Below are 21,241 nucleotides of genomic sequence, written 5' to 3' on the forward strand. Positions count from 1 at the left end.
TCTCTTTATTAAATAAACAAGGGTTAGATGCTGAATAAATACTTTAATCGTTGTGGTGCTAAGCGCTGTAAGTGTTGCTGATACTGTCTTCCTTCGAAAGAGTAATTCGCCAAAACACGGCAACTAAGCAGGTAACTACTGGCAAAAAACAGGCAAAACAGCGTCCCGTTAAACAAAAATGATAGATAGACCGATAATTTTAATAATTCATTTATAGTTAAAACTATTAGGCCACTTAACGCGGCACTAAACAGGGCAGGAGTAACTAATGTTACGAATTTAGCCCAATTAAAATTTGTTGTTTTTTCTAACATCAGCATGATCACTAAGGTGGTTATCACGGCAAGCCAAGCTCTTTGCCAAGTGAGTTCTAGCAGTGTTGTCGAAGCCAGCATAATAAGCAGAGTAACAATGATGAGTGTTGAAATTAGGTCAAACCAAAATAATAGCTTTGCTTGACCAACGGCTAAATAAGCATTACTGCACAAAGCAAACAAACAAAATGTAAAAAAGAACAGTGCAAAAGGTTGCAGTAGTACGGCAAATTCTAGCCATTGTTTTCCAAGCAATACATAAACAATTTGCTCTGGGAATAACCACATAAAGGTGCTTATCGGTATTAATAAGCTACTCATTAGTACAAGGCTAAATCGTGTTCGGTAAGCTAAAGCCGCTTGATTGAAGCGATCGTCAGCTATGGCTGCTTGCAGTGGCTCTGCAGCAGGGATCACCACACTTACGGCAGGCATAACCGCTAATTCACGAAGTAGATGAAATCCGCCCAGCTCTTTGGTGCTAAACCAACGTGACACTAATAAGCTGTCAATTTGCGAGCGAAAAAAACCAATTAAGCCTCTGAGCATTAACCATTTTGAAAAGCCCCACTGTTCATTCAATTGTTGCACACTTAATGTAGGGCGGTACTGGCTGATCAGATATGAACCAAAGGTGTAAATGGTTGCTGCAACCAAATTGCCGACTACGATTGCCCAATAGTTTTGCCAAATAATTGCAATTGTAATTACCGTTATAAAGCTTAACGACTTTTGCCACAAATTAAGTTTGAACACGGGCTGGTAATTTAATTGCCGTGCTTGCAGCATCAAAATAGGGTTACGAAGTGCTTTAATGGGTAACACTAAGCTGCTAACCCAGAGCGCTAAGGTCAATTCAGGGGCGTTAAAATAAGAGGCGATAATAGGTGCACTGCCAATAATTAACAGTGCCATACTACTTTTTACAATGATTTCCAGAGTCCAAGCGGTATTGAGATCGCTGTCTGTTACTTCCGCTTTTTGAATAATATAGTGTTGGTTACCGGCATCGGCCAAGATCTCAAAAAACTGTAATGCTATTGCAATTAAAGCAATGATGCCAAACTGCTCTGGAGCAAGAAGCCTTGCCAGTATCAGGGTGCTTATTATGCCTAAGCCACGTTGCAGCAGCTGTATTAATAATAAAAACCCGGTACTAGCAACCACTCTGTTTGAAACACTGTTCATGGTTGGCAGCGTTGTGGTAAACAATAATAGTATTGGTAACTTTGCTGTAAAAGTTTTTCTGCAGCAGTGTATTCCATATTGGCAATGGATAAAGCAAGTACAGAGGAACCCTGATGCTGCATACTCAATAAATCAAGTAGTTGCGCCGCTTTGATTAGCTCTGGCCTTATTAAGCGATAATCACCTACCCGATAGGTGTACAAAACAACTCGAGGATTGCCGCGTGTATCTCTTAAAAATAGCAATTCAACTTTATCGTTGTTAAGTTGTACTATTTTTTTATTAACTAATGTCCAACCATCTCGATCAAAAAGTCGATTATGCCAACTGATCATTTCACCTTCGTTTTGCCTGCTGGCGTAACTGGCATGCAATATTTCTATACCATTTTCTAGCTGTAGCGCATCGCGGTGGATGCCATCAAAGAAGGTGATTCCCCAGTTTGAGGGCGACTGTTGTCTGGGCAAAGTGATGTTGAGTGAAGGCATAGCCAGTTCAGACACTTGGGTAACGGGTAAGTTAAAGCGTAATAGGGCAGTTGTGCTTAAACTTAACACGATAATGGTTAAGGTTAACCCTTTTGCCAACAGATTAACGGGTTGTGATTGATGACTAGCTGAGTTTTCTCCTTCAGCAATAGAAGGTATTTTGTCGGCAAAGTAGCCGCCAAACCAAAAGCTAGTAAAAATAACCAAGAAAAAGACTGCCCAGCCATAGTAGTAGTGATCATCACCAAAGCCATAATTAAAGTCACTAATTTTAGCAACATAAATCAATAAAAAAGCTCGCAGGCTATTTGCTAGAATAGATAAAACAATAATAATGATGACAAAGCCTACTTGTTTTAAGAAACTGCTGTAAGTTAAATAAGCATAGAGACAGGCAAGTGACAGTGCTGCAATAAGGAAGTTTAAACCTGAACAGGCTACCGCCACTTCAAATAATCCAAAGGCTGTATGTAAATATAAGCCTTCTCTGAATACCGGTATAGCAACACCATTTAACAGCCCAACCGTAAGGTATGCGGTAATATCTTGTAAAAATGGGTTTATTGCTTCACCAAAAGGCACTAAAAAATATAAATACAACAGTGGAAATCGGATGGAAAGAACGAGTTTTTTCCCGAAACAAGCCCAGACTAAACACTGTAACAGAGCAATTATACTAAAATGCGCAATAAAGCTTACTTCCACTAAATACGCAGATAACCAAATAGTTAAACAAAAAACTGCAGCAATTGCTGCAATTGGGCTAAAGGTAAGCTCTTTTGTTTCAAGGTAGGGCCAGCGACGCCAAAGTAACCAAGCAAATATTGGCAAAATTAAATAACAATGCATAAAGGTTTCTGAACGGCGCCATAACAACTCCATTTCAACTAAGCTCGGCCAAACAATGGCAATCATTGCCGTTAGCGTTAGAAAAAATAAGCTGATATGAGAATAGGTTTTTTTCATGCTACATCCTTAGCATTTAAAGCAGATAACAGTGGTTTAATCGTTTCTGCCCAGGAGGCATTTTTGCTTATCCAATCTCGTAGTTGTTCTGTAGAGCTAGGTTTTTTTAGAAAATGCAAGCAACCCGCTATCGTTTCTTCTGCTGAGTCTGCCACTATTAAAGCGGGATCTGGAGGTAAAGATAAACCTTGTGTTGCCAAGGTAGTCACAACCATAGGCCTAGCCATAGCAATTGCCTCTAAAACTTTATTTTTAATGCCGCCACCCAACCGCATTGGCGCAATGGCCAGTGCTGCGTTTGCAAGATAAGGCCTGACATCGGGTACTTGCCCTGTAATGGTAATGTTTTGATGTGCCATCAGTTTTTTTATACTTTTGACAGGGTTACTACCCACTATGACCAATCGTGCGCTAGGGCTGCTCTGAAGAATTGAAGGCCAGCAATGTAATATAAACCAATGAACTGCATCAATATTGGGTAAATAGTCCATCGCACCGGTAAACACAATATCAAGACTATGCTGCAGTACATCACTATTAGGTTGGTAGTATGCTAGATCGACACCATTTACGTAATAACCAATGTGTGCTTGGCAACTAGCAGGCCGTTGTAAGCGGGCACATTCTGTTGCACTTACTAAAAATGCTGCTCGAACTAAGTTAGAACAAATATGTTGTTCGTATTGCTCTAGTAATCTAGCCTCACGCTGATACAGCCAACTCTTTAGTGAGCTGCTTCGTGCTGCATACTCTCGCCATTTAGCAGAGTCGACATCAACAAAATCAATAATACATTTTGCACTTTGCCATGCTGCTTGCTCAATATATTGCGCCATAGAAGAGCAATACACTAAGACTGAATCAAAATGGATGTTTTGTTGCTGCTGATTAACCCATTCTTGCAAGGCAGAATTAAAAAACCATCCTTTGGTGATGGGTTGGCTACTTAATAGGCACTGCAGTGCTTGAAGTTTACGCTGCCACAAAGGATGGTAAACAAGCTGAATAGATGTGCACCATTGCTGTAATGGTTTATTGTACTGAAGTTCGGTTTGCGTGTCCGTTAATGCACCCAGATGGATCTCAAAGTATTTAGCCAGTTCACGCATAACATTGAAAGAACGGATCTTGTCACCTTTATCTGCCGGGTAGGGAGGCCGTTGGCACAAAAACAATAATTTCGGTTTCTTCTGTGGAAGTGAATTTTTTTTTGTTAAGTGCAGTTCCTGCAGTGGGTAAACCTGTTCCATGGTATTAGCTATTGTTATCGGATGAAGTTATCAGCATAAACTTGCTGCAAACTCTGCCAACGATAATCCATTAACAGTGCACTGACTTTATGCTCCATTCGATTTAAATTTACATAGTGTCTAAATTTAGATTTAAAGCTGGCGTTTGCTATGCGGGGTTGGTTAGGGTCAATCTCCCACGGATGAAAATAGAACATGTATGGGCTGTCGGTTGTTTTGATGTAACGACTTATTAATCGTTTACTTAGCCAATAGGGCATTAGCCTAAAGTAACCACCACCTGCAACCGGCCACTGTTTGCCCGCCATGTTGAGAATGGGCATAGGGCATTCCCATATTCCTTCAGGGCGCATATAAGGCAGTTGCGGCCAGTCAGGTGTGCCATATAAATCATGTTTTACTGGGTAGGTGCTCGAGCTGTATTGGTAGCCTGCTTTTTGTAATTCTTCAAAAGCCCATTCGTTGGTTTTATCGATAGAAAAGCTGGGCGCTCGATAACCAACAACTGCCGCGCCTGTTAAATCTTCTAATAATGATTTGGTGTCGCGAACATCTTTAGCGAATTCAGAACGGCTTTGTTTGGTCGCTTTAACATGATTAAAACCATGGCTTGCCACTTCGTGCCCACGACTATGAATATCTTTGACTAAATCCGGATAGCGTTCGGCTACCCATCCTAAAAGAAAAAAAGTTGCTTTAGCGTCATGCTGATCAAATAAGTCAAGTAACCGTGTTGTATTATCGAAGACGCGAACGGGCATCTTATCCCAATCACTTGCTTTGATATTCTTTTCAAAAGCCGCGACATGAAAATAATCTTCTACATCTACTGTTAATGCACTGATTGGTTTTTGCTTTATAGACATTGTGTTTAACGGCCTTTACCAAGAACGACGATTTCGACTGTTCTGATTAAAATAGTAAGGTCTAGTAACAAGCTGCGGTGTTTGATGTAGTAGAGATCAAATTTCAATTTCTCTAAAGCATCTTCTGCCGTAGCCCCATAGGGATATTTCAACTGTGCCCAGCCGGTTAAGCCAGGACGAACATTATGGCGTTGTGCGTAATAGGGGATGTCTTTTACTAGTTGATCTACAAATTCAGGGCGCTCAGGGCGAGGGCCCACAAAGCCCATTTCGCCTTTAAGCACGTTAATTAATTGCGGTAATTCATCAACACGGTATTTACGGATAAAACGCCCAACGCGAGTGACGCGCACATCATTGGTTGTTGCCCATTGCGCACCATCTTTCTCTGCATCTTTGCCCATACTACGAAATTTAATAATATGAAACGGTTGACCATCAAAACCGACACGAATTTGCCGGTAGAGCACCGGCGCACCGGTTTTTCGACCATCTTCTAAATAAATCAGTAAAGCCGTAATCAACATGATGGGCCAAGTTAATAACAAAGTAAAAATAGCCAAGATAGCGTTTAAACGATAGTCTAAATTTGTTTTAAACTTCTTACTGCGGGCTAAACCATTGGAGTAAATCACCCAGCTAGGATAAATAAGATTGACCGCGATTTGGCCTGTTTCGCTTTCAATAAAGTCGAGAATGTCGGTAACATCAATACCGCGAGTTTTGCATTTAAATAATAGGTCTACGGGTAGCATATTGCGCCGCTCGTCGCAGGCGATGACCAATTGTTCAATATTATGCTTTTCAGCGTAAGTGAATAAATCGTTTAGGTAATCCATGTTAATCAGCTTCCCTTCAGGAATATAACCTTCCTTGTCACCTTCAATTTTTACAAAGCCAACTAAGTCAAAATAGCGACGATCGACATCACGTCGCATTCTGTTTTCAATGATAGCTGCGCGTTCGCCAGAGCCCAGCACTAAGATTCTGCGGCGATTAAGCCTGACTAAGTCGTGATATTGAAAAAACGTACGGAAGCTGCTGATAAGCACTACCGTAATCAAGGAAGAAATTAATAAAGGTATAAAACCTACATCAATATGGTCGGCGATGTTAAAAATAATAAATTCTAGAAATAAAACGTTGAAGCATTGCGTGAGGAATACGCGTTTAACGATACCTGAACTGGTTTCGCGCAGTTTGTGATCATAAAGCCCCAAAGATAGGGTGCAAAGCATGGTTGAAAAAGTAAAAACAGCAACGTAAACCATTTCCCATTCTAACGTTAGCGATACCATGGGTTCAGTTGTAAAATATGCAGCAAGTATAAAGCCTAGATGGCCAGATAATAAAATTAAGCTAATTTCACCCAACATCAGAATCTTATCTGATACTTTGGAGCGATTAATGCTAGAGCTGAACATAACACATCCTTGGTACTTGCTTGTGTTTTAACTCGTTTTGCGGATTGCTAAACATCACGAATTGCAGTTTAGGTAATATAAATAGACAACGTGAGGATAGTACCTTTAAACTAGTCGGATGTCGATCTGTAATCTAGCTGAATTAAAGCTGAATTCCTAGTTGCGTTTTTGAAATTAACCTTCAAAAAAAGCAGCTAAATGACTAACTTTTAGTTATATTGATGATGCATCAGACACAAGGACATGTTTTATGAATAACAAGTTAAACGTCAAAACTACTTTCTCCGCGCTTGTTGCGGCAACCGTGCTACTTAGCGGTTGCGCTCAAAATAGTACCCTGCCTCGTGCATCAGTACAGAATTCGGTTACTACATCTGTTGATAACTATCAGTATTTAATTGGCCCTGATGATACTTTAACTATATTTGTTTGGCGTAATCCTGAGCTTTCAGGAAGCTTTATTGTTCGTCCAGATGGTAAAATTTCGACGTCTTTAGTTGAAGACGTAGAGGTAAGCGGTAAAACTCCTACGCAACTTGCACGTGACATGGAGCAAATATTGTCAAAGTACATTCGTGATCCTGTTGTTACAGTGTCAGTGAATAATTTTGTTGGGCCTTATAGCGAACAAGTTCGGGTTATTGGTCAAGCGTTAAATCCTCAAGCTGTTAATTATCGCCAGTACATGACATTGCTAGATGTAATGATTACGGTAGGTGGCTTAACAGAATTTGCAGATGGCAATAATGCTAAATTAGTGCGTACTACCAATGGTTCGCAACGTACTTATAACATCCGTTTAGATGACTTAGTTCGTGAAGGTGAAATCTCCGCTAACGTAGATATCTTGCCTGGTGACATCATTATTGTTCCTGAAGCATGGTTTTAAGTGATATTTGTAGTACGCCATTAAATTTAAATTCTTCAGGGAGGAATAATGAAAGAAATTCAGCAGGCGCTTGAATTATTTAACACCTACTTACAAGGTGTCTGGCTGCGCCGGCGTTATATCATCATTACCGCATGGTTGATTTGTCCTGCTGGTTGGATATACGTATACAAAATGCCTCCTACTTATGAAGCCAGTGCGCGTTTATATGTTGAAAGTAGTACTTTTTTAGAGCCTATACTTCGCGGTTTAACTATTAATACAAATCAGCGTGATGAAATTAGTTTAATGGCTAGAACATTGCTGAGTAGGACAAATTTACAAAAAATTGCACGTCAGGCTGACTTAGACTTGCAGAGTAAAACCGATCTTGAATTTGAAGCAATAATCGATGCTCTACAAAATGAAATAAAAGTTTCAGGAACAAGCCGCGAAAACATTTACTCCATCACCTACGCTAATCCTCAGCCACAACTGGCATTAAAAGTTGTTCAAGAAACGTTAAATACGTTTATGGAGAATCGTATTGGCAATAGCCGTGCTGACTCACAATCTGCACAAGAGTTCCTCGATAGAGAGATTGCAGATTATGAACGCAGGCTAATGGAAGCTGAGCAAAAACTGTCTGAATTTAAAAAGTCGCGCATGAATTTATTGCCGGGCTCTGAGAGCAATTACTACACTCAATTAGCAAATGAACAGCAAAAATTAGAAGATGCCAAGCTTGGTCTTCGTGAATTAGAGACTCGCTTGCAATCTGCTCGTGGTCAATTGTCAGGCGTTAATCCTGCTGGTGGTGATAATAATACTATTACTACTCAATATGATGACCGCATAAAGCAACTACAATCTCAATTAGACATGGCCTTGATCCGCTTTACTGAAAGTCATCCTGATGTTGTGGAAACTCGACGTTTGCTTGATACATTAATAAAACAAAGAAATGATGAGTTATCCGCTTTAGCTGAATCTAGTGCTGGGAAATCAGGTTCAGGTTTTGTTGCTACTCAAAACTCTGTTTATCAAGAACTTCAATTAAATGTAGCAAGACTAGAAACTGAAGTAGCTTCAACGAGGGTTAGGGTGAATGCTTTTCAAGGCAAAGTTGATGAGTTAGAAAGTCGTTTAAATTTAATTCCAGAAATTGAAGCTCAGTTTACCGGCTTAAACCGTGATTATGATGTTAATCGTTCAAAATATGAGGCGCTTTTGGCGCGTCGCGAAGCTTCTGAGCTTTCTCGCCGTGTTGATGCTTCTGAACAAGATGTACAGTTTAAGATCATCGAACCGCCACGCGTTCCATTTGAGGCATCGGGTCCTAACCGACGCCTTCTGTATTCTATAGTTTTATTGTTAGGTTTAGGTGCTGGTTTAGGCATGGCTTTTTTGAGAAGTTTAGTGTCACCCGTTCTTAGCCGTGCTTCGCAGTTAAGCTTTATTTGTGATTATCCTGTATTTGGTGTGATTTCACATACCGATAAAGACAAAATTTTAAAGCAGGTTAGGTTACATTTTTTCTACTTTACTGCGCTTACGGCAATGTTAATTGTTTTTTACTTGGTTTTAATGAGTAATGACATGCTATTTGGTCGTTCAGCGGAGTTGTTAATGAGGGTTGTGCGGTGAGTATTATTGAAAAAGCTATTCAACGCCGCGCTGAGCAACTAAACACGCCGACGGCAGCGGATAAAGAAAATCAATCGATAGTTGTTGAAGATGAAAGGCAGCCTTCTTCTGTCTTTTCTGAAGATGAAAATAAGAAAGCGGACATTATTAATGAAGAGCGCAATGTTACTGAGTTGGATTTACAACGATTAGAATCACAAGGCTTTGTTTCCCTGAGTAAGCAACGAAGACTGATAAACGAAGAATATCGTGTTATCAAACGCAAGCTTATCAACAATGCTTTTGGCGTTTTGTCGTCAACATTGCAAAATCCAAACTTAATTTTGGTCTCAAGTTCACGACCGGGTGAGGGTAAAACATTCTCATCAATAAATCTGGCGCTGAGTATTGCATTAGAGCAAGACAAAACCGTTTTATTGGTTGATGCAGATGTCTTAAGGCCAAAGGTTGCTAAAACTCTAGGTGTAGAATATCCAATAGGGCTAACAGATTATTTGTTGTCAAATGAGGTTTCAGTTTCTGATATTATTCTTAATACCAATGTACCTCGTTTAAAGTTAATTACTGCGGGCTCTCCACATCATTTGTCCACCGAGCTTCTGGCAAGTGATCGGATGTTAAAACTTGCTGAAGAATTTGCAAACCGTTATCCAGATAGATTAGTCATTTTTGATGCGCCTCCATTATTAGGCGTTAACGAAACGTCTGTGTTAGCTGCAATGTGTGGTCAAGCTGTTCTTGTCGTAGAGGAGAATAAAACCCGATTAGCTGAAATTGAACAATCGGTATCATTGCTTCCTAAAGATATTGCGGTGGGATTCTTAATAAACAAAGCACACCGAAATCAGGGCAAAGGATATGGTTATGGCTATTATTACGGCGCGGAATAACAAGCAACAGTTTCCCGTTAAAGCGAGTTTGCACTCGCTGTTGTTGTTATTGCCGGCTGCATTACTGCCAACAGCGTTAAGTGCTGCTGAGACCAAGATAACGCCGTTATTTAAAACGGCGTTATATAGTTATCAGATTGAAACTACCGAGCCGGATCAGTCGGATGATGGTACGGCTTGGGAGTTATCTCCCGGTCTTGTTTTCAATCGCCAGTCAGCCAATATGCAAACACGATTGGTTTGGCAGCATGAATCCATTGCTTATGATGATGCCCAACGTGATGGCCGCAGTTATAACGAATTTCAATTTGCGAACCAAATTACCGCTTTAAACAAACGTTTATCTTGGCAGCTTAACGCGCAACAAAACTATTTAGTGAGAAATAGCCGTTTGGGTATTTTTTCTGACAAAATTACTGGTGCAGAGAATCTTAGTAAAGCGAATAGTTATGGCACTGAAGTTCGTTATAGTAATTCTCCTTCAGCTGTCTATCTCACTGATATTGCAGTGCAATACCGTAAATCTGAAGCAGCAACAAGTATTGTTGATGATAGTTTTACCAACTTTGATACCGATACCTATAATGCCAATTTAAGGTTAGGTACCAATAATCGCGGGCTAAATTTCTTTTGGTTATTTGAAGCAAGTTTACAAGAAACGGAGCGTGATTTAGGTAATAACATTTCAGGTAGTTTGTATAACATTGCTGTTGGTGTGCCTTTTGCACCAAATTTTTCGTTTTTTGGTCGTATAGGGGCTGAAAGAGCGGATAATGGCTCAATTTACGATAATAGTTTTGACTATTTCGGCGGCGGCGTGGAATACCGTTTTGGCGCGAAGTCACGTATAAATTTAACGATGAACCGTAGCGACTCTAATGCTTTTGACCAAAAAACAGAAACAGACACCTATGTCGCGTCAGATTTCTTATTAGCGTTAAGCCGCAGAACCAGCTTAGAGGGTTCATTTGACCGCCGCTATTTTGGTCGAACTATGCGCTTAAGTGGTAAGTATGATTTGCGTTTCTTGTCGGTGAGATTAAGTGTTTCTGAAAATGTACGAACGCAAAATCTGTTCGATAATGAATTAGAAGATCTTGGTGTATTTGTTTGTCCTGATGGTGCATCAGACTTTAATGCCTGCTTTAAGCCTCCAACAAATCAATATGTGCCTGTTTTTGGTGAGTCGTTACAGCAGGTCAGTATTAATAACGCTGAGCTACGCCAAGAGCTGGTGAAATTAAGAACCGAAAGTATCAACATCGCTTACAGCAAAAATCGTTTAGCATTGAATGTGCTTTTTTCAGACAGTGAAACCCAATATGTAGAAACGGGTGCGGCCAATACTAATCAAAGTGCCAGTGTGCAGGCAACTTGGTTACTTAACGAGCATAACAAACTGCTGTTTGATGTAACGCATTACAACACTAAGTACATAACTGAATTAAGAACAGATAAAAACTTGTCTGCCTCGTTAAGTTATTTACGTACTATCAATACACATTCTACTGCAAGGCTAGCTTTTCGTAGGTTAGATCGTGATTCAAACCAGTCAGAATTTGATAATGCTGAGAATCGGGTTTGGTTAGAATATCAATATCGTTTCTAAGGTTAAACGTGTTGTATTTAAAATAAAAACGGCGCATTAAGCGCCGTTTTTATGTGTGTCGGTAGCTGTAGCTTATTTTGCTTGTTGCTGACGTTGCAGAATCAGTTCATCAAGCTCTTTTATTAACTTAAGTTTCTGCTCTAAAGACTCATCTAATAACTGCTGCACTGAAGCACTGCCAAGCGCGGCAGGCGAGGGTGATGTCGCTGTTGGCGCTTCGCTTTCACTTTTAATATTTTGTGGGCTGGCAGGTGCTTGGTGAGCAATTTCCTCGGAGATCTCATTAATCACGCTTTGTACATGCTCTGCACTAATCGTTTTATGTTGCTCCAGATAACCAAGCAATAACACGCGGTCCATCAGTAGGTTAATGCGTCTGGGAATACCGCGGCTGAACGTTTGCACAAGTGAGAAGCAGTCATCTTCTAACAGCGGGTGATTTAGGCCAGCCATATGTAAACGAAACTGTATGTATTCCTTGGTCTCTACCTCGATTAATGGCACCAAATTGCTTGAGGCAATGATTCTTTGCCGAAACTGTTCCATATTGGGTGCTTGAATAATGGGGTTAAGCTCGTTTTGCCCCAGTAAAAAGCTTTGCAAAAGTGGCTTACCGTCTATTTGAAAGTTCGATAGCATGCGCAGCTCTTCAATCGACTCTAAAGGTAAGTTCTGCGCCTCATCGACTAAAAGCAATGCGCGGCGATGTTGTGAATGCAGGCGTTTTAAGAATATGTAGATAGCATCGAGATAGCTGGCTTTATTGTTTTCTTCAACTTTAAGATTAAACGAGCTGGCGATCATCCGAATAAGATCGTCAGGCTGTAGTTTTGAAGTTACGATTTGTCTGGCAACAATTTCATCTTGATTGAGCATAGATAGTAACTGACTGGCCAGCGTGGTTTTGCCGGTACCAACATCACCCGTGATAACAATAAAGCCTTCGCCTTGGGTTAAACCATACTGTAAATAAGCAAGCGCTTTTTTATGCAAACGGCTAGCAAAAAACCAATTGCTGTTATGCGTGAGTTGAAAAGGCCGCTCTGTAAATCCATAGTATGACTCGTACATCGTTAATCCTTCCAGAAGCTCTTCATCGGTAAACAAAGCGTAGTGTATACAAAATTCAAGGCTAACACTAAACAAAAGCGTGTTAATGGTTTAAACATGATTATGGTTGGTGATAGTTTAAAATTTACTCGAACAATCGGGCTGTTATAAAAAACTGTTGACACTTTTGAGGCACCACCCTAGAATGCGCCCCGTGTTCGACGATAAGCTTAGTTTAGAGTTGGCACAGAAAAGTGTGGGGCTATAGCTCAGCTGGGAGAGCGCTTGCATGGCATGCAAGAGGTCAGCGGTTCGATCCCGCTTAGCTCCACCAAAATTTTATTGCGTCCCCTTCGTCTAGAGGCCTAGGACACCGCCCTTTCACGGCGGTAACAGGGGTTCGAATCCCCTAGGGGACGCCACTAAATTTTACACTTTTCAGACTGTTACAGCGTCCCCTTCGTCTAGAGGCCTAGGACACCGCCCTTTCACGGCGGTAACAGGGGTTCGAATCCCCTAGGGGACGCCAATTCAGTCACGCTTTTCACTGTTATGTCCCCTTCGTCTAGAGGCCTAGGACACCGCCCTTTCACGGCGGTAACAGGGGTTCGAATCCCCTAGGGGACGCCATTAATTCATTATTTTTAATGGTTACCATCCCAGACTCGATTCTATTATATTCGGGGCTATAGCTCAGCTGGGAGAGCGCTTGCATGGCATGCAAGAGGTCAGCGGTTCGATCCCGCTTAGCTCCACCAATTTCCAGTGCGTCCCCTTCGTCTAGAGGCCTAGGACACCGCCCTTTCACGGCGGTAACAGGGGTTCGAATCCCCTAGGGGACGCCATCCTCACTTTAAAATCAAATAAATATCATATTCTGTTGCCGTGAATGGCGGTGCGGACACCGCGTTATTGTCTTTGCACCGCGGTAACAGGGGTTCGAATCCCCTAGGGGACGCCATCTTTGTTTACTATTTAAAAATCAAAACTCCTACTCGCCGTGATGGTGGTGCGGACACCGCGCTATTGTCTTTGCACTGCGGAAGCAGGGGTTCGAATCCCCTAGGGGAAGGCATCTTTATTCATCCTTCAAAACTCAAAACTCAAAACTCAAAACTCGCAACTCACAACTTATATTCGCCGTGATGGCGGTGCGGACACCGCGCTATTGTCTTGGCACAGCGGAAGCCGGGGTTCGAATCCCCTAGGGGATGCCATTTTTATCTTAACTGCTGATATATCAATTGTGATGCTGCTGAAATGCCCTTTAGCTTATGAAAGACTTCGCATTTAAATAGGGTAATGTGCTAACCTGCTGCGCATTTAGGTATCCTTCCTAGTCATCTTTTGGTTAGAGGTAAGCAAATGGTTTTCGCTAGAAAACTGGCTAATTTTATTTTCAAAGCCTTTGTTATATTTGCTTTATTGGTGTCGTTATTGTTTTGGGGGCTAACCACTTCAGGTCAGGTAGTTTCACCTTCCTTAAGCAGTGACGATGTGAAGATCTCGCAACAGCTGCTATCTACCAATTTAGCCAAATTTCAAAAAGCACCAGGTAATATTGAGATAGTGTTTAATCAAGCTGACTTTGATGCCATGAGTAATGTAGCCAGTCATACTTTGCAGCCTTTAGTTTTTCAAGTTGCACTTTTTGATAGCAGTGCTGTTTTTAATGTTGTCTTCAGTTTACCTGAACTGTTTCAGCCGCGTTTAATTCATGCTTATTGTTTTTTTGCGGAGACGTCTCAAGGCTTTGCCATTGACACTTGTAAAATAGGCCGATTATCTGTTTCGGGTCGAATAGCCAATTACCTGCTCAAAAAGTCTGTTCTTTTGTTATTAGACTCACCTTCTGATCAGCAAGTATTACAGCTTCTTAAAACGGCTCAGGTACGTGAACGACAACTAACGTTTAATAGTGAGCAACCTGAGAATATTTCTTTAGCTTTAAATCCTAGTCTGTTTAACAGCCAATCTGGGGTGGAAACGTTATGGAATCGTGATGCGGTGTTAGCTGATCTAGATATTAAATTTTACCTGCAAGCGCTAAAGCAACTGGTTTTGGATAATCCTGCTGAGCGTCGCTTAGCTTTTTATATGCAGCAACTGCTGAAAACAGCTTTAATTCGCGCTGAGTCTGGTGAACTTGAAACTGAGTATCGTAATGCCTTGTGGGCTTTGGTCGTGGCATTTGGCAATAAGAAATTTTCTGCATACTTAAAAGAATCTATTGATACGAGCTTGCTGAGTGGTTTTCCAAGATTAACCCTAGCAGGGCGTGCTGATTTAACGCTGCATTTTTTATATTCAGCGGCATTTAAAAGCATGAGTAATACCTACTTTGCCGGGCAAATAGGTTTTCTAAAAGAAATTAATGATGCCGGTCGAGGGGGAAGCGGTTTTAGTTTTGTTGACCAGGCCGCAAATAAAGCCGGTGTATTTTTAGTACAACAACTTGAAAATATTAACCCTAGATTATTGCATGAGTATACTCCTGCAGAGTTTGAGCAAGCCTTTTTTCCTGCTATAACTGATTTACCTGAAGGAATCACCGAATCCCAATTTAAACAAGAGTGGGGCGGTGCATCCGACCCACGTTATCAAGCAAAAGAACAGTTGATCGAGAAGCGCCTTGCGAATTTAATGTTGTATAAAACAGACGCTAACTAACAGGCTAAGGCGCTTGTTCAAGCTGCATAATCAACGGCAACATAATATCCCTAATCAGCGGCGGCGTTTCAGCCGTCGGGTGAATACCATCTTTCATTATCAATTCGAGTTTAATCGTAATGTCACCCATAAAAATGGCCACATTGGGGTCTGATGCTGTTCGGCGAGTGCGGGATAGATAGCGCTGAAGCGCTCGACGTAACTTGGTTAATAGTTCGGTGGAATAAGTATTTTGAGCATTGGTCAGACACTGATATTTTTAGTTTACTAAACAGGGGTACTGTGAATCCCATTCAGATTACATTTCAAAGCGGTTATGACTACTCTGCGCGATTCTTCTTATGTTATATACAACCAACCAATCGATAATGGTGCTACGCCCGCGCCAATAATAGCCGGGCAGTGGTTTAGATGCTTGATATAATGCTTGTATTGTTTCTGGCCAGGTATGCCCTGGATGATGAACTATATAGTTTAAAAGCATTGTCAGTTGGTAATCTCTGGCTCGGTATCTGAGTAAACGTCGAAAATACGCCCAGTAGTCTTTGATATTTAAAACCGACAAAGAATTAAATGAAAAGCCAGCCGCGGTTTCAACGTAAAGCAATGGGCTTGGTGTAAATAATCCTGATTGTTCAAGCTGGTTTTTCGCCAGTAACGACACGAGAAAATCTTCGCCAATAAAACCAATAGGTAAGTGTGTTTTTTGTTGGCGTAACCGGGCTATAAAATGGGCAGATAAGGCGTAGAGCCCACCGGATACTCGGCCAAATTTTATCATGCGCTGAGTCCAGCCTTGTTGATCTCGCCCCATAATCGGCACGCCTGCGATGGCATTTAGCTTGGGTGTATTTTGTAGTGTTATTGCTAAGGCATGCAATGCCTTTGTTTGCACTTGCACATCACCATCAACAAAACAATGCAAAGCGGCATTAGGTGCCAAATTATGAACATAGTAGTTCCATGCATTAGCTTTATCAGCAAGGTTAAGGTTGGCAAGGTGAAGATTTTCGTGTTCTTTTTGTAATTGTTTGACAATGTGTTCCGTATCGTCGGTGCAGCCATTGGCGATGACAAATACGCCAGCATGCTTTTCGGGTAGCGCATTAAAAATACTGATAAGGCATTGGCGTATTGTGTTACTGCTATTATGCGCAAAGACCGCGACTGCGAACGATAAATTTTGCATGGTTCTTTCATCCCTGAATATTGCGTATCACGCATTAACTTGCGTAATTATAGATCTAAATTAATTTTTATCGCTCAGTGAAGAAATAAGTTCTTTCATCAGATCTCGAATGATGGGTTGAGCTTTGGCATTAGGATGAATACCATCCTGCATCATCAATTCTGGTTTAATCGCAATCTCATCCATAAAGAACGGCCATAGCGGGATCTGATGTTGCTCGGCGAGTGTCGGGTAGATCGCGGTGAAGCGCTCAACGTAACGTGGTCCGTAGTTGGGTGGAATGCGTATTTGCATAAGTATCGGTTGGGCATTATGCTGCTTGGCTGTGATAATAATTTGTTGCAATTGATCTTCGATAAGCTGTGGCGTAAAACCCCGTAAGCCATCGTTACCGCCAAGTTCAACTAACACCCAAGTGGGTTGATGTTCTTTCAGAAGTGCAGGCAAACGGGCGAGGGCGCCACCGGTGGTTTCGCCACTGATGCTGGCGTTAATTAGCGTGAGCTCGGTTTTTTCGGCAAGTAAGGCAGGCCAGCCTTGCGATTCTTGTAAGCCATAAGCCGCACTTAAGCTATCGCCAAGGATCATGAACTTTTGGGCCAGAGCGTTCTGGCTAATAATAAACAATACAAAACATAAGATGATGCGCATGACTAAACTACCTGAAATTCATATTAAAGCGGTTAACCTTGCTAAACGGGTGAATGTTAGCGAAGGATCACTGACTATCCTGCATGATATTAGTTTGACAATCAATCAAGGCGAGACTGTCGCCATTGTTGGTGCGTCTGGTTCAGGCAAATCGACCTTATTGAGTTTATTGGCCGGCTTAGATGTGCCCAGTGCCGGTGAAGTTTTTTTAACCGGGCAGCCGCTGCATAACTTATCTGAGGATGACCGTGCCGGGATCCGCGCGGCGCATGTGGGGTTTGTGTTTCAATCGTTCTTATTGCTACCCAGTTTAACCGCTATTGAAAATATTACTTTACCCGCCGAGCTAGCCGGGGATAAGCAGGCAAAACAGCGGGCGTTAACCCTATTAAAGCAAGTTGGCTTACAAGATCGTGCAGATTTTTATCCAGCGCAGCTATCGGGTGGTGAACAGCAACGCGTGGCGATTGCCCGCGCCTTTATTACGCAGCCGGCTATTTTATTTGCCGATGAACCTTCCGCCAATTTAGATGCCACGACCGGCCAGCGTATTGAAGATTTATTGTTTGAATTAAACCAGCAACAAGGCACTACCTTGGTGCTAGTTACGCACAATGCAGAACTTGCCGCACGTTGTCAGCGCCAGTTAAAAATGCAAGCCGGGCGTTTTGTCGAAACAGAGGAGCCTGCTCATGTGGGCTAGTATTGCCTGGCGCTTATTTTGGCGTGAATTAAAACGTGGTGAGTTATGGGTTATTGCTTTTGCATTGTTTTTAGCCGTTTTCTCCGTAGTAAGCCTCAGTGGTATTACCCAAACGGTGCGGGTGGCGCTGGAGCAGCGCAGTGCGCAATTTATTGCTGCGGATCGCGTTTTGGGCTCGAGTCAGCCATTTAACCCAGAAATTATTAGCCTAGCTAAACAGCAAAGCCTGCAAGTTGCGCAGCAAATGCAGTTCGATTCCATGCTGTTTAGTGCACAACAAATGCAATTGGCGACAATCAAAGCTGTCGACACTGCTTACCCGCTAAGGGGCGAGTTGATACTGCATAAATCAAATAACGTGCTTAGTGGTGAACTAGGCAGTTTAACGCCCGGGCAAATTTGGGTTGAACCGCGTTTGCTGGGATTACTTGAGGTGTCTGTTGGTGATGACATTGAATTAGGCAGCAGCCGTTTGCAAGTTGCCGGTGTTATCGTTAATGAACCCGATGCACCGCTCAGTGTGTTTGGTGGTTCGCCCCGCGTGATCATGCACATCGCAGATGTCGTGGCCACCGGCATTGTGCAGCCGGGCAGTCGTATTAGTTACCGTTATTTATTTGCCGGCGGTAATGCCGAATTAGACAGCTTTGCCACTGCTGTGACACCGTTACTCTCGGTACACGAGCGTTGGCGTAATCGTGATCGACAAACGGCCGTGGGTGGCGCCCTAGAGCGGGCTGAGCGCTTTTTATTATTAGCCGGTTTGTTAGGTATCGTGTTAGCCGCCTGCGCTGCTGCAGTAGCGGCAAGCCGTTATAGTCAGCGCCACGCTCAAGCCGTGGCTATTATCAAAGCCCTCGGCGCAACCACCGCGCAGGTGCGGCAAATTTATTGTAGTCATTTACTGCTAGTGGTGCTATTTAGCCTTGGCTTAGGTTTATTGCTGGGGCAGTTAACTTTGCTTGGGGTCGAGTCGGCCATTGTTTTGTATGTTGGCGATTTTCGACCTGAATTTAGTTTGCGGCCAATATGGCTGGGTAGCCTAACCTGTATTTTATGTGCCTTACTGTTTGCCGCTCGGCCTTTATGGCAACTCACCATCACCCCAGCGATCCAAGTACTAAAACAACCAGTGCAGCAGCTGGTGTTTGATCGTTGGCAATTTATCACCGGCGCCGTCGCGGTATTCGGTTTAATGTGGCTATTTTCAGGTGAATGGTTAATTAGCATCGGCTTGTTTTTAGTTTGTGGGGTGTTCGTCGGTACGCTATTAGGAATCGCAGCCTTAATGGTGAAAGCCGCTAAACCGGTAGCCGCGGGCCAAAGCAGTGCTGGCAAGCTGGCACTGGCCAATTTACGCCGCAGGTTATGGGCGAATAGCTTTCAGTTAATTACTTTTTCTTTAGCCTTGTTCTTGGCGTTGTTGCTGTATTTTGTGCGCGCCGAATTAATTGGACAGTGGCAACAGCAGATCCCAGAAGGTGCTCCCAATCACTTTCTGGTGAATGTCAGCGAAGCGCAGCGTAGCCAATTAGCAGACTTTGCCAAAGCGCATCAACTGCAATCTGAGCCGTTTTATCCGGTGGTGCGGGGGCGTTTAGTGCAAGTGAACCAAGAGCAAATGCGCGATGAAGCCACAAAAGAAGATCGCACTGAACAACGCACGGGGGTTGGGCGAGAGTTAAACCTAACGTGGCTATCCACCCTACCTACAGCCAATAAAATCTTAAGTGGTAACTGGTTTTCAACTGAAAGTCGCGGTGAGGTGTCGGTAGAGCAGGAACTCGCTGAGCGCTTAGGTTTGAAATTAGATGATCAGGTGCAGTTTTCGATTGGCGGGCAAATGGTCTCGGCCAAGATCAGCAGCATTCGGCAGGTAGATTGGAACAGCTTGCAGCCAAATTTCTACATGATTTTAAGCCCGGATTTGTTAGCAGGTTTTCCGGCTAGCTATATCACGGCGTTTTATATCGAGCCGGATCGCTATCAGCTCGTTAATCAGTTAGCGCGTTTGATGCCCACGGTCACCGTATTAAGTGTCGAGGCGATAATCAAACAGGTGCAAGACATTATTGCGCAAGTCACCGTCGCACTTAGCTTTATATTACTGATAATTATCTTGGCTTCGGCGTTGGTACTGGTAGCACAAGTGCAAGCAACCCTAGAGCAACGCGAGCAAGAGTTAGCCATATTGCGTACCCTTGGCGCGCGTTATGCTTTTTTACGCAATGCGCTAATCTTAGAGTTTACTTTTTTGGGGGCGTTAGCGGGCTTGTTTGCCACAGTGCTGGCAGAAGTGTTGTTATTAACCCTGCAACAGCGCTTGTTTGAATTACCCTTTAGTTTTCATTATGCCTTATGGTGGATGGGGCCGCTCAGTGGTGCGCTGCTAGTGTCTGCTTTGGGCTGGTGGCAGTTACGTCGCTTATTGCAAGTGCCAGGTGCGGTATTGATCCGCCGAGTGCTACAAGGATAATGGCTGGGTAAGCCAACAAAAACTGCTAAAACTAAAAACCCCTAATCATATGTTAGGGGTTTTTGTTTTTTGGCTTTTTGCTTTGACGTCACAATGTTAATGCGGCTAATGCCTGCGATAGCTGCGGATAGCGGAACGTAAAACCGGCTTTTAGCAGTTTTTGCGGAACCACGCGTTGCCCGTATAGCAAAATGTCGGCCATTTCACCAAACAACAAGCTGGCCATAAACGCCGGCATCGGTAATACCGCAGGGCGTTTTATACGTTTAGCTAATTCAGCGGTAAACACTTTATTGGTTACTGGGCGCGGTGCTACGGCATTCACCGGGCCGCTTATATCGTCGTGTTGCATAATAAAGTTGATAAGATTAACCATATCGTCTAAATGGATCCACGACATATACTGTGTGCCGTCGCCCATGACCCCGCCTAATGCCATTTTAAAAGGTGGTAACATTTTGGCTAGTGCGCCGCCGTCTTCGGCTAACACGATGCCTGTACGTAACAACGCTACGCGGGTTTTATCACTACTGGCTTGCATCGCCAAGTTTTCCCATTTCGCGCAAATATCGTGGGTAAATTCAGGGAAAAAAGCATCGTATTCTTCGGTGATCTCAGTGTTGCCCTGCCGGCCATAATAACCCGTAGCAGAGCCACTGATCAGCAATTTTGGAGGCGTTGAAGCTTGACTGATCAGTTTGCTAAGTGCTTCAGTAAGCTGCCAACGGCTTTGGCAAATAAGGTTTTTTTGTTTTTCGCTCCAGCGGCGCTTCGCAATGGGCTCACCCGCTAAGTTCACCACCACATCAATGGTATTAAAATCCACTTCTGAAAGGGCATTAATATAGTGAATGTTACTGTTAGCACTTTTACGGCCGGTACGGCTGAGGATAAGCAGTTTATGCTCAGCTTGCCAAAGTCGTACTAAAGCACTGCCGATTAAGCCGGTGCCGCCCGTAATGAGGATCTGCATATCAGGTATCCTTACTTAC

Annotated in this window: 17 protein-coding genes and 6 tRNA genes; 13 read left to right on the forward strand and 10 right to left on the reverse strand. The window is 42.8% G+C overall.

The features are described 5' to 3' along the window. Positions 1–23: 23 nt before the first annotated feature. The 5 genes from ACUJFK_RS07485 to ACUJFK_RS07505 form a co-directional block, all read right to left on the reverse strand. The gene (locus tag ACUJFK_RS07485) at positions 24–1,502 is read right to left on the reverse strand and encodes an oligosaccharide flippase family protein (protein ID WP_445426531.1); all 1,479 of its coding nucleotides are present in this window, start codon (positions 1,500–1,502) and stop codon (positions 24–26) included. Continuing rightward, a complete protein-coding gene (gene xrtA / locus ACUJFK_RS07490) occupies positions 1,499–2,956 on the reverse strand; it encodes an exosortase A (RefSeq protein WP_445426532.1) in 1,458 nt (485 codons plus the stop codon). Before xrtA ends, ACUJFK_RS07485 begins: the two co-directional genes overlap by 4 nt. After that, on the reverse strand, positions 2,953–4,131 hold the full coding sequence (locus ACUJFK_RS07495) for a TIGR03087 family PEP-CTERM/XrtA system glycosyltransferase (protein ID WP_445426533.1): 1,179 nt from the start codon (positions 4,129–4,131) through the stop codon (positions 2,953–2,955). Before ACUJFK_RS07495 ends, xrtA begins: the two co-directional genes overlap by 4 nt. 89 nt (positions 4,132–4,220) lie before the next feature. Beyond that, positions 4,221–5,072: an XrtA system polysaccharide deacetylase gene (locus ACUJFK_RS07500; protein WP_445426534.1), complete on the reverse strand. Its 852-nt coding sequence runs from the start codon at positions 5,070–5,072 to the stop codon at positions 4,221–4,223. A gap of 5 nt (positions 5,073–5,077) precedes the next feature. After that, on the reverse strand, positions 5,078–6,496 hold the full coding sequence (locus ACUJFK_RS07505) for a TIGR03013 family XrtA/PEP-CTERM system glycosyltransferase (RefSeq protein WP_445426535.1): 1,419 nt from the start codon (positions 6,494–6,496) through the stop codon (positions 5,078–5,080). Positions 6,497–6,746: 250 nt separating this feature from the next. On the opposite strand from ACUJFK_RS07505, the gene ACUJFK_RS07510 reads away from it, so the two are divergent. Genes ACUJFK_RS07510 through ACUJFK_RS07525 form a run of 4 tightly spaced genes read left to right on the forward strand, consistent with a single transcriptional unit; the run spans position 6,747 to position 11,510 of the window. After that, entirely contained in the window at positions 6,747–7,385 is a 639-nt protein-coding gene (locus tag ACUJFK_RS07510) for an XrtA/PEP-CTERM system exopolysaccharide export protein (protein ID WP_445426536.1), read from the forward strand. Between the two features lie 48 nt (positions 7,386–7,433). Next, the gene (locus ACUJFK_RS07515; RefSeq protein WP_445426537.1) at positions 7,434–9,011 is read left to right on the forward strand and encodes an XrtA system polysaccharide chain length determinant; all 1,578 of its coding nucleotides are present in this window, start codon (positions 7,434–7,436) and stop codon (positions 9,009–9,011) included. Next, on the forward strand, positions 9,008–9,901 hold the full coding sequence (locus tag ACUJFK_RS07520) for an XrtA-associated tyrosine autokinase (protein WP_445426538.1): 894 nt from the start codon (positions 9,008–9,010) through the stop codon (positions 9,899–9,901). Before ACUJFK_RS07515 ends, ACUJFK_RS07520 begins: the two co-directional genes overlap by 4 nt. Further along, positions 9,876–11,510 (forward strand): TIGR03016 family PEP-CTERM system-associated outer membrane protein, encoded by a 1,635-nt coding sequence (locus ACUJFK_RS07525; protein ID WP_445426539.1) that lies wholly within the window; start codon positions 9,876–9,878, stop codon positions 11,508–11,510. The genes ACUJFK_RS07520 and ACUJFK_RS07525 overlap by 26 nt, the downstream gene beginning before the upstream one ends. A 72-nt stretch (positions 11,511–11,582) precedes the next feature. Here ACUJFK_RS07525 and ACUJFK_RS07530 read toward each other — a convergent pair whose 3' ends face one another. Beyond that, complete coding sequence (locus tag ACUJFK_RS07530) at positions 11,583–12,581, reverse strand: ExeA family protein (protein ID WP_445426540.1); 999 nt, start codon at positions 12,579–12,581, stop codon at positions 11,583–11,585. Positions 12,582–12,818: 237 nt separating this feature from the next. Between ACUJFK_RS07530 and ACUJFK_RS07535 the strand changes: the two genes are divergently transcribed. The 7 genes from ACUJFK_RS07535 to ACUJFK_RS07565 all read left to right on the forward strand — a co-directional run bounded on the left by ACUJFK_RS07535 (position 12,819) and on the right by ACUJFK_RS07565 (position 15,230). Beyond that, positions 12,819–12,894, forward strand: a tRNA-Ala gene (locus ACUJFK_RS07535). A 12-nt stretch (positions 12,895–12,906) separates the two neighbouring features. Next, a tRNA-Glu gene (locus ACUJFK_RS07540) sits at positions 12,907–12,982 on the forward strand. A gap of 31 nt (positions 12,983–13,013) precedes the next feature. Then, a tRNA-Glu gene (locus ACUJFK_RS07545) sits at positions 13,014–13,089 on the forward strand. Between the two features lie 25 nt (positions 13,090–13,114). After that, positions 13,115–13,190 (forward strand) — tRNA-Glu (locus tag ACUJFK_RS07550). Between the two features lie 52 nt (positions 13,191–13,242). Next, a tRNA-Ala gene (locus ACUJFK_RS07555) sits at positions 13,243–13,318 on the forward strand. Positions 13,319–13,329: 11 nt separating this feature from the next. After that, positions 13,330–13,405: transfer RNA gene (locus tag ACUJFK_RS07560), tRNA-Glu, on the forward strand. A gap of 520 nt (positions 13,406–13,925) precedes the next feature. Beyond that, positions 13,926–15,230 carry a hypothetical protein gene (locus ACUJFK_RS07565; RefSeq protein ID WP_445426541.1) on the forward strand — a complete coding sequence of 435 codons (1,305 nt, stop codon included), beginning with the start codon at positions 13,926–13,928 and terminating at the stop codon, positions 15,228–15,230. A 4-nt stretch (positions 15,231–15,234) separates the two neighbouring features. On the opposite strand, the gene ACUJFK_RS07570 is transcribed toward ACUJFK_RS07565, so the two are convergent. From ACUJFK_RS07570 to ACUJFK_RS07580, 3 genes are all read right to left on the reverse strand, one after another. Further along, a complete protein-coding gene (locus tag ACUJFK_RS07570) occupies positions 15,235–15,372 on the reverse strand; it encodes a hypothetical protein (protein WP_445426542.1) in 138 nt (45 codons plus the stop codon). Between the two features lie 156 nt (positions 15,373–15,528). After that, positions 15,529–16,419, reverse strand: a complete 891-nt coding sequence (locus tag ACUJFK_RS07575) for a glycosyltransferase family A protein (RefSeq protein WP_445426543.1) — start codon at positions 16,417–16,419, stop codon at positions 15,529–15,531. Positions 16,420–16,479: 60 nt separating this feature from the next. After that, on the reverse strand, positions 16,480–17,070 hold the full coding sequence (locus ACUJFK_RS07580; RefSeq protein ID WP_445426544.1) for an arylesterase: 591 nt from the start codon (positions 17,068–17,070) through the stop codon (positions 16,480–16,482). On the opposite strand from ACUJFK_RS07580, the gene ACUJFK_RS07585 reads away from it, so the two are divergent. Both ACUJFK_RS07585 and ACUJFK_RS07590 read left to right on the forward strand, forming a co-directional pair. After that, positions 17,069–17,773, forward strand: a complete 705-nt coding sequence (locus tag ACUJFK_RS07585) for an ABC transporter ATP-binding protein (protein ID WP_445426545.1) — start codon at positions 17,069–17,071, stop codon at positions 17,771–17,773. The two genes, ACUJFK_RS07580 and ACUJFK_RS07585, sit on opposite strands and share 2 nt — an antisense overlap. Beyond that, positions 17,763–20,249 carry an ABC transporter permease gene (locus ACUJFK_RS07590; RefSeq protein ID WP_445426546.1) on the forward strand — a complete coding sequence of 829 codons (2,487 nt, stop codon included), beginning with the start codon at positions 17,763–17,765 and terminating at the stop codon, positions 20,247–20,249. Before ACUJFK_RS07585 ends, ACUJFK_RS07590 begins: the two co-directional genes overlap by 11 nt. A gap of 88 nt (positions 20,250–20,337) precedes the next feature. Here ACUJFK_RS07590 and ACUJFK_RS07595 read toward each other — a convergent pair whose 3' ends face one another. After that, a complete protein-coding gene (locus ACUJFK_RS07595; protein ID WP_445426547.1) occupies positions 20,338–21,222 on the reverse strand; it encodes a TIGR01777 family oxidoreductase in 885 nt (294 codons plus the stop codon). Positions 21,223–21,241: the final 19 nt, after the last annotated feature.

This window comes from Alishewanella sp. HL-SH06 (assembly GCF_052656265.1).